Here is a 7,637-nt window from a genome sequence, read left to right as displayed (position 1 = left end):
AGATCACTTTCTGTAGCTGTTTCCTTTACTTCGTAACAAGCCTCTTTGTTAAGGATAAAATCAATCTCTTTACCAGATTTGAGTTGATAATAAGCTATAGATCCCTTGACTTGTAATTGGTTGAAAACTGCATTCTCAAACAGCGCTCCGCTTCCTGCCTCAGCTGATATTGATGCAATGCCATTATCCAGAAAGTATATTTTTCGTGCTTTGGTAATCTCTCTGTCGGGGCTGTTTGATAACACTGGGATCATGCGGATAAGGTAGCTCTGTTCCAATAAACCCAGGTAGTTTTCAACTGTTCCCCTCGATATGCCTGTCATGCTGGTAAGTTTTGAAATATCCAGCTTTGTGCCGATCCTTACAGATAGTAATTTTATCAATTTATAAAGATTGGAGGGATCTTTAATATCTGATAACAGCGCTATATCAAAATTGATATAAGAACTGATAATATCCTGGATCATATCTTTTTTATCCTCTATTGCCGGAGATAACACGACTTCAGGAAAACCTCCGTAGTTGATATATGTTTCATAATGTCCTTTGAGCCGTTCATATTCAGCTTTCACAAACCTGCCTGCATTGGATAACGGGATTTCCGGGACTGTTATTCCATTGAAAGACAACAATTCTGAAAAACTAAGCGGATAAATTTCGAAAAGTTTTTTGCGTCCTGCCAAAGATTCCGAAAACATATTTTTCATGTAATAGGCACTGGAACCGGTAATTATAAATTTGATATCATATGAATCATATAAGTATTTAAGGACACTTGGGAGATTAGGTACCAATTGGATTTCATCTATTCCTATCAATACTTTCTCCCGAAAATCCGCTCCGCGTTGCGTTAATGCGTAAATGATAGCATCATAATTGTCTTCAGAAAATAAAGAACGGTTATCCATACGCTCTAAATCAAAGTAATATTGCTGTCTGATCTTAGAATCGTTCATGAGTTGCTTTACCAGGGTGGTTTTTCCGGTTCGCCTCATTCCTGTCAATACTGTAATTTGCTTCTTTTCAAGATGCTTAAGCAGCGTGTTATAGATGGCGCGATTATAAAAATTCATAACGATTTTAGTAGTCCGTATCAAAAATAGTAAAACTATTTTAAAGGTCTATACTAAAAATAGTTTTACTATTTTAGTGGTGCACCTTGCAAATAGTAAAATTTTGATTTATTCAGATTAACTTTCAGGCGTTAATAATCCCGGTAAACCATTTGGAACTTGATGTAAGGATATCTAATCGACTACACGTCTTAGTTATTAACAATTTTAGTCACAGTGTTGACAAGTCAAATCGAGTTGTTAACACTTGTTTTTGTTGGATTCTGGTTTTCATTATCTTACAGTGTGAATAAAGCTGTTGGTAAGATGTTAATTGTTGAAAAAGCTAAAAGAGCAAGATCAAAAAGATCAGTCGGGAGAGATATTTTGTAACGCATTTGTAACAGCTTATTAGGTCGCTTTTGCTTCTTAACCGAGTAAATCTAAAATACAATTTGAATATTACTCGGTTGGTTGTTATATTTATTAATGATCAAACGTAAAATTCAGGATGAATTAGCAGTACTTCTCGGTACGTTTCCGGCGGTTGCTTTATTAGGTCCCAGGCAAGTTGGTAAAACAACACTTACACGTGAACTTTTAGCTGGTAAGATTGGAGAGTTTGTTCATTTTGATCTTGAGAATGACGATGATATTTCGCGCATGCAAAATCCTGCGTTTTTATTTGAACAATACAAAAATGCCTGTATAGTATTAGACGAAGTTCAGCGCGTACCAGATCTGTTCCGTCAGTTACGTCCTGTTATAGATCAGCAAAGAACAGCAGGCAGGTTTATTCTTACCGGGTCCGCATCACCAGCGCTGGTCAAAGGTGTTTCTGAATCTCTGGCAGGTCGTATTGCATTTGTAGAGATGTCCCCAGTGAATTTATTGGAAGCAGTCGAAAGTGAAATATCTCAGGAGCAGCATTGGTTTAGGGGCGGCTTTCCAACTGCGCTGACAAGTGCTACTGATCAGCAGTTTTCACTGTGGGCGGAAAACTTTATCAGGGCATATATCGAACGTGATCTCAGTCTGCTTTTTGGAGTTAATCTTTCGGAAGTTCTAATTCGTAACTTTTGGTATATGCTGGCTGCAAACACCGGAAGTATATGGACTGCGGAGAATTATGCGAGAGCATTGGGAGTGAGTAGCACTACTATAAAAAGGTACCTGGATTTTATGGAAGGGGCTTTCATGATCCGGCAGCTACCAGCATGGTATGTTAATGTGAATAAGCGTGTGGTAAAGGCGCCTAAGTTTATATCAGGGACAGTGGGTTACTACATCAGTTGAACCGGATTAAAAGTAGCGCTGAGCTGCCATTAAACCTGATTGTCGGTGCATCCTGGGAGGGTTATGTTATTGAACAGATCTATCAGTTGAAGCCCCGTCATCTGGAAATGTATTATTACCGCACGCAGCACGGTGCCGAATGTGATCTCATATTAGTGGATGGACTGAAGCCGGTAGCCGCGGTTGAAATTAAGTACGCAACGGCTCCTTCTCTTTCTAAAGGATTTTACAATGTGTTAGATGATCTCAAGATCAATAAAGCATTTGTGATCACACCGGGCGATAAGCAATATACATTGGATGAAAAGACTACGGTTTGTGGCTTGCAGATTTTTTTGGCAAAAGTATTAAATGCCTTGTAATTCTTGTATTTATAATTAGTTTGTGAGGTAAATAATAATAGAATAAGAGTGGGGGCATAGCATAGCTATTTAACAGCGCCGCTCAGCAGCTCAGTGTAAACCGCAATTCTGTGTGTCCTTAACTTGTAAGGAATCTTCTGCTGACTTCCGCTCATTTGAAAACCTATAGCATGTGATTCTTTCAGTGGCATATGGCAATCGATGCAGTTCTTTGCCAGTACTGCAAAGTTTTTCTCCGGCAGGGTTTTGTGCACAACATCTTTGTGGCAGCTCATGCATTTATTGGAATAGATCTGTACGCTTACTTTAGTATTATCATGAACATCATGGCAGGTGATACATTCAGCCTTGCCCACTTTATAACAAAGGCTTGCTTCGAGTAACTGTTTCTGTTTCCCATGTACATCCGGATCCTCGCCCCTGTAAACGTTGTATTGAGGCAGCGTTTTCAGCGTGTCACCGGGCTTAAAAGCAAATGTCGAACTCAGAGTTTTTATTCCTGTTCCGGAATGGCAAACGCCGCACATATCTATCCTTCTCGTAAGGGCAAGCGCTTTGTAACTTACCATGTAATTCGCTTTTTTTACTGTCGGGTTGGCTTCATGAAATTCTACATGCTGTGCCGCCGGACCGTGACAGCGTTCACAGTCGATACCCGCGATGATGGAACCTTTAACAAATTCTTCTTCCACCCCAAAATCACCGGCTTTAACCAGTTTGTGATCTGCAAATGAACTGTGGCACTCCAGGCACCGCGCAATGATCGGCCGGCCAAAATAAATCTGATCAGTTGGAAAACCGGGGCTGTTTACCCACTGATGTTCTTTCGTCAGATAGTTCAGCGGCATTTGCATAAGCTTATTACCAAACCAGAAAGCAAAGGTATAAGCACTGATCCCTGCACCAAAAACCATATCTGTGTGTTCCTTCTTCAGCTCCTGGCCATTCACCAATGCCGACTGGTAAAGGCCATCATTAAGATTTTTAACACCAACTTTTGTTTGCTGGTTAAAAACGAACTCCCCATCCGGCAGTTTAAGGCTGTCTGCAGAATTGGGCTTCGTCAGCATTCTGGACGTGTTGAAATGTGCGTTATGGGTGTATGACTCGGATAAATCTTTGTGACAATTTTTACAGGCGGCACTGCCTGCATATGCCGGTCCGCGACTGTCGTTACGATCGGGCTGCTGCGTACACTGCACAATAGCAAATACGAAAACACCCAGAATCAGGAATATGAAAAGTAAGCGTCTCTGGCCCATAAAATATTTGGTTGCTGGCATCGGCAATTCAAACCTAAAGTAAATAAAATTTTCCTGCCTGCAACTGAAAATCGGTCTGAGAAGCAAATAATAAAGACAGGAGTAATCCTGTAATAAAACAACCCTCAGAAGCATCATTAACACCGGCAGACAGTATCATTACCTGAGGACTGATCCTTGAATTAAAAAAGCCCTCAGACAGTTGAATCAACTGGCCGAGGGCATATATAGAGAGGTATTCAAGAAATTCTAGTAACCGGGACTTTGTTTAAGCACACCTTTACTTCTGTCAATCTGATCCTGAGGGAGAGGGAAATAATCGTCCCTGGCTTCAATTGAGATTCCTTTCAGGTAGCTGAAATATCCACCTTCAAAGTTGAAATAGCTTTCCAGAGTTTGTTTGGCAATCCCCCAGCGCACCAGGTCAAAGAAACGGTGGCCTTCCATTGCCAGCTCAAGCCTGCGCTCCATCCTCACAGCGTTTCTTGCATAATCCGGACTTGGAAAAGCTGGATAAGGACTCACCTTATAAGCTGCAGCAACTCCACCGCCCGCAACAGTTTTAGGCGGCAGCAATGCTGCACGTGCCCTCACCTTGTTTACCAGTTCCAAAGCCCTCGGTAAATTGCCGGTCTCAACTGCACATTCTGCAGCCATCAGGTAAATATCACTCAAGCGTATCAGGTTCACGTTTAATCCCGTTACATTCGTTAATCCAGGCGCTGTACCAGCAGTGATTTGTGTTTGGTCCAGTACATTTTTAACTACCACAAACGGACCAGCATTACCCACGTCACGGATCCATGCATCTCCTGGCATCGGACCATAACCTTTACGGTAATCCACACCTCTTCTGCCCATCGTATAATCTATACGCGGATCAAGTGCCAGTGTAGTTGGTACAGTATAATTGGTTTTAGCAGCTCCGGATAAGCCTAAATCAACTACATAAGGGTTAGTACGGTAAGAGCCGTCCAGGTATGGTAAACCTGCGGCATCAACTTTAAAAGCATTTGCCAGATCAATTGTAGGCTGGTAAAATCCGCAGCATGCCACCGCATAAGGGAAGTTCAGCATATCACCTACGTTTCCGTTGTCACCACCGGTACCATCAGCACCTACTGCATGTTGTACTGCAAAAATCGACTCAGGTCCATTTTCCTTTTCAATATCAAAGTTGTCTGCAAATGGCATAGTAACCAGATCTGCTTTAGCACCTATCACAGCATTCAGCTGGGTATAGGCTTCGGCATATTTTTTCTGGTATAGCAATACTTTACCCAGGTAAGCCTGTGCAATATATTTATCCACGCGGCCTACCTGTCCTTTAGGTTTTGCTGTAGGCAGGTTAGCCAGCGAATAAGTCAGGTCTGCTACAATCGTAGGATAAATATCAGGAGTATTGTCTACTGCAGCATCCGTAGTTGTTTCTGTGATTAGGGGAACAGATTTAAATACCCTTACCAGGAAGAAATAGTAGTGGGCACGCAGCAGTCTTGCTTCGGCCTGGATCTGTGTTGCACGGGTATCGTCAAATTTCACGCTTCCCTGTCCTGCCTGTAAAGAGCTAAGTACCCTGATTGTATTGTTACAGCGCTGGATACCTTCAAAACATCTGTCCCAAAGGTTGGCTAAGTTATCATTTGTACTGGTTGGCGAGTGCTGCTCAATCAGGTTCATGTTTGGCTGGTCACCATTACTACTTCCTTTGTGGGCATTATCAGATGCCACTTCACCAAATAACCACTGGCTTGGTGCTGCACCATAATTACCCCATGTTCCGTTTACGTTACCATTCAGCAAACCGTATGCGCCGGTCAGCAATGCTTCCACACCATCCTGTGAAACCAGGTTCTCTGTGATCAGCTCACCCTGCGGGTTTCTCTGAATAAAATCCTTTTTGCACGACAATACAGTGCAAAGGACAGCTATGAGCGAGATATATATATACTTTTTCATGTTCAATATATTTGTTTTTTAAGGCTATGAAGCTATCATCAGCATATGATGCAATTTGTAAGCGGTATGCTGGTGATGGTTCCCATCTTTCTTATCATTTAAAATTAAAAACCAACACTAAGACCTAACAGGTACTGACGCGGAGAAGGGTAGATACCCCTGTCTAATCCCGGTACCGAGAATGTATCAGACTCCTGGCTGATCTCAGGATCCAGGCCAGTGTACTTAGTTACTGTAAAGATGTTGGTCGCGCTTGCATAAATTCTCACTTTGCTGATGCCCAGTTTCGTGCCTAAAGCTTTTACTGGTATAGTATAACCGATCTGCAGGTTTTTCATTCTGAAGAAACTTCCGTTTTGAACATAATAGCTCGAAGACGCGTATTCAAGGTCAGACACCCCTACATAAGGAGAAGGAATCATGCTGCCTGTATTTGTAGGGCTCCATGCATCCAGCAGCCTTGTACTTCTTGCACCGTCAAATGTTGGGAAGTCTGTAAAATAACGTGTAGCTTCATAGATATCGTTACCCTGCACACCGTTAAAGAACATCGCTACATCCCAGTTTTTATAGGCAAGGTTTACGCTCAGTGAGTACAGGAAGTCCGGATTAGGGTTACCTATAATTGTTCTGTCATTAGGAGTGATTGCGCCATCGCCGTCAACATCCTGATATCTGAAACCGCCTACCCTTGCACCAGTGTACGATGGGTTGCCTGTAATATCGCCAGCATTTTGATAGATGCCGGCAACTTTATAACCGTAGAAAGCTCCGAATGGCTGTCCGGCCTGTAAGATCGAAGTAGTTAAACTTCTGAAGTTACCATAAGGCTGTTTCGTGATTCCGTCAGCCAGTTTCACTACTTTATTCACATTTCTGGAGAAATTTACGCCCAGGTCAAGTTTGAAAGGGTTGTCATTGTTGCGGTTCACATGGTAGCCTAAATTCACCTCTACCCCTTTGTTGCTCATATCACCGGCATTCACAAAAGGAGAAGTACCCATACCTACAGCTGTTGAAGGCAGTGGTACCGGATAAAGCATATCAGATGTTTTCTTGTTGTACCAGTCTACCGATCCGTCAAAGACCCCACCTTTAACAGTGAAATCCAAACCAATGTTCACCGAGCTCAGCGATTCCCATTTTACTGCCGGGTTGCTGTATGCATTCTGATAAACTCCGGAGATCACACTGTTACCGCCACCTAAAGGATAACCGGCACTGTTGATGGCGCTCTGGAACCTGTTTACATATTGGAAAGAAGGGATTCTCTGGTTACCGGTTTGACCGTAACCTACGCGGAATTTCAAGTCACTGAAAATCTTGTTGTCTTTCATGAAATCTTCTTCCGAGATCCTCCATGCACCACTTACTGCAGGGAAATAACCGTATTTGTTGTCTTCACCAAAGTTTGATGAACCGTCACGGCGGATAGTTGCACTTAAGAGGTAGCGGTCGTTAAATGAGTAGTCGGCTTTCGCAAACAGCGAGAATAACGAACCCACAGTTCCGGTACTGCTGTTGCTGATGTTTGACGCACCTGCATTCAGGTAGTAATAATCCAGGTTGCCCAGCAGGAAGAAGTCGTTCCTTCCGGCATTCAGCTGTCTGTTACGGTTGCGGATAGCTTCTGTACCAGCCAGAACGCTGAATATATGTTTACCCAGAGTCTTTTTATAGTTCAAAGTATTTGTCCATGTCCACTC

Annotated in this window: 6 protein-coding genes; 2 read left to right on the top strand and 4 right to left on the bottom strand. The window is 42.6% G+C overall.

From position 1 onward, the window contains the following. A partial coding sequence (locus ABWY16_RS13645; RefSeq protein ID WP_353905198.1) for an ATP-binding protein occupies nt 1-1,073 on the bottom strand: 1,073 nt, incomplete at its 3' end. 468 nt (nt 1,074-1,541) lie between these two features. Here ABWY16_RS13645 and ABWY16_RS13640 point away from each other — a divergent pair. Next, nucleotides 1,542-2,348 (top strand): ATP-binding protein, encoded by an 807-nt coding sequence (locus ABWY16_RS13640; protein WP_353905197.1) that lies wholly within the window; start codon nt 1,542-1,544, stop codon nt 2,346-2,348. Continuing rightward, entirely contained in the window at nt 2,345-2,710 is a 366-nt protein-coding gene (locus ABWY16_RS13635) for a DUF4143 domain-containing protein (RefSeq protein WP_353905196.1), read from the top strand. Before ABWY16_RS13640 ends, ABWY16_RS13635 begins: the two co-directional genes overlap by 4 nt. 65 nt (nt 2,711-2,775) lie before the next feature. Here ABWY16_RS13635 and ABWY16_RS13630 read toward each other — a convergent pair whose 3' ends face one another. The 3 genes from ABWY16_RS13630 to ABWY16_RS13620 all read right to left on the bottom strand — a co-directional run. Continuing rightward, nucleotides 2,776-3,972, bottom strand: coding sequence for a cytochrome c3 family protein (locus ABWY16_RS13630; RefSeq protein ID WP_353905195.1), 1,197 nt, complete (start codon nt 3,970-3,972; stop codon nt 2,776-2,778). 249 nt (nt 3,973-4,221) lie between these two features. After that, nucleotides 4,222-5,931 (bottom strand): RagB/SusD family nutrient uptake outer membrane protein, encoded by a 1,710-nt coding sequence (locus tag ABWY16_RS13625; RefSeq protein WP_353905194.1) that lies wholly within the window; start codon nt 5,929-5,931, stop codon nt 4,222-4,224. A gap of 104 nt (nt 5,932-6,035) precedes the next feature. Beyond that, nucleotides 6,036-7,637, bottom strand: a 1,602-nt coding sequence (locus tag ABWY16_RS13620) for a SusC/RagA family TonB-linked outer membrane protein (protein ID WP_353905193.1), incomplete at its 5' end; no start/stop codon positions are given.

The sequence above is a fragment of the Pedobacter sp. genome (assembly GCF_040513095.1).
Classification (GTDB): Bacteria; Bacteroidota; Bacteroidia; order Sphingobacteriales; family Sphingobacteriaceae; genus Pedobacter.
This window is presented reverse-complemented; position numbering and strand designations above follow the sequence as displayed.